The sequence below is a fragment of the Halanaerobium saccharolyticum genome, from assembly GCF_004362045.1.
Taxonomy (GTDB): domain Bacteria; phylum Bacillota; class Halanaerobiia; order Halanaerobiales; family Halanaerobiaceae; genus Halanaerobium; species Halanaerobium saccharolyticum_C.
In genome coordinates this window covers 1-1,728 of record NZ_SNWX01000072.1, presented here as the reverse complement: position 1 = coordinate 1,728, position 1,728 = coordinate 1, and the positions used below count along the sequence as shown (strand labels likewise).

Here is a 1,728-nt window from a genome sequence, read left to right as displayed (position 1 = left end):
TCGTTACGTCAAATCTAATAGTTTTTTTAAAAATATTAATAGTTATCATAATTGTCAGGTTAGGAATCTGCATAAAATGCAGGAATCCCTCCCCCTGAGCTCGTAAATAGTAATTGAGAGATCACAACTCACTACACCCAGAAAGGAAGGGATCCTAAGTTATGATTTCTCGAAATTTACCTAATTTCCTGCTTAAACCTCTTATGAATTTTGTTCTTTTGGTCTATCTCTTTTTCTCCAGGCTTTTTCACGTTGACTTTGAACCTAAAGAAAAACTTGATGACAGCTATACTAAATTTAACAGTTTTGATGATCCACTACCTGATATTGAACCAAATTATCCTGATTATCAGGAGCTTCTGGCTGAAGCTAAAGAAAACGGTGAACCGATTAAAGCTGTTAATCGTCGTAAGCCTCTAACCGTAGATGTTGATGGTTGCTCCAAATGTGGAGCTCCCAAAAAATATCTCTACAGCTATGGTCATGACCCAGAGGGTTACCAGAAGTTCCAGTGTAAAGTCTGTGATCATCAGTGGGCTCCTGAAAAGCCTGAGCAACCTAAAAATCATCCTACCTATCGCTGTCCTTTCTGCGGCTATGCTCTCTCTAAAGAGAAAGAACGTAAGAATTTCACCAAGTATAAATGCCGCAATGATGACTGTTCTAAATGGAAAAATGAACATAAAAGATATCGCTATAGAGCCTATGATTTTGATGTTGAAAATCTTGAAGTTTCAAGACCTGATAAAGAACCTGTTAATCTTGACCATTCCCAGTATGGACAATTCATAATCTCCAAAGCTATGGATTTTTATGTCGGTCTTGGTCTTTCTCTAAGGCAGACTAAAAGGGCTCTTAAACTTGCATATAATGTTTCACCTTCAGCTCAGACTATCCAGAACTGGACTGTCTCTTTAGCTCACAGACTTGGTCCTAAAATTAATGACCTTGATCTGCCTTTATCTGGTATTGTTGCTGTTGACGAAACATATATTAAAATCAAAGGCAGCTGGCATTATCTCTTTACTGCCATTGATGGTAAAAATGGCTGTATCATTGCTCAGCATCTCTCAAAACACCGAGATACCAAAGGTGCAATAACCATCCTCAAAAGAGTTATTGACCAATATCAGGGTCAGGATTTTGTGCTGGTTTCTGATATGGCACCAATCTACAGAGCTGCTGTTCAGGCTCTCAAAATCTTTTTGAAAGCTGATATAGATCACAGACAGGTTAAAGGACTTTTTACTGACGACGATAATTCAGACGAGGTTTACAGGCCCTATAAAAACATCATTGAGCGTTTCTTTGGTACCTATAAAGCTCATTACAAACGTCATAAAAGCTTTAGTTCTTTTGATGGTGCTCTTGCTCATGCAACCCTCTATCAGCTGTATTTTAACTACATAAAGCCTCATAGTTCCTTTGATAACAAACCACCGCTGATAATAGAGGATTCAAGAGGTCAGCCCATAGAATCCTGGGCTCAACTTATCAGGTGGATCAACAAAACTGATAAGTAACTAAATACCTCTTTCTGAGTAACTTTTTAGAAAATTAAGTTTTAAGTCTTTTAGAATTTCATATTTACCTAATTCCATTTTTTAACACCATTTACATCTTCAAACTTTTGACATTCTAAAGATTTTTCTTATAATTAAATTAGTGGTGCTCTATTACTATTTGCTTACATTTTATGGTAACTATCATATTTTATTTGACGTTATC

At 36.5% G+C, this 1,728-nt stretch carries 1 protein-coding gene; it reads left to right on the top strand.

The features are described 5' to 3' along the window. Window positions 1-161 precede the first annotated feature (161 nt). Window positions 162-1,523, top strand: a complete 1,362-nt coding sequence (locus tag DFR79_RS16010; protein ID WP_133516454.1) for a DDE-type integrase/transposase/recombinase — start codon at window positions 162-164, stop codon at window positions 1,521-1,523. Window positions 1,524-1,728 lie beyond the last annotated feature (205 nt).

Coding starts and splice junctions, on each gene's coding strand:
- DFR79_RS16010 (WP_133516454.1), top strand. CDS start 162: ATGATTTCTCGAAATTTACCTAATTTCCTGCTTAAACCTCTTATGAAT.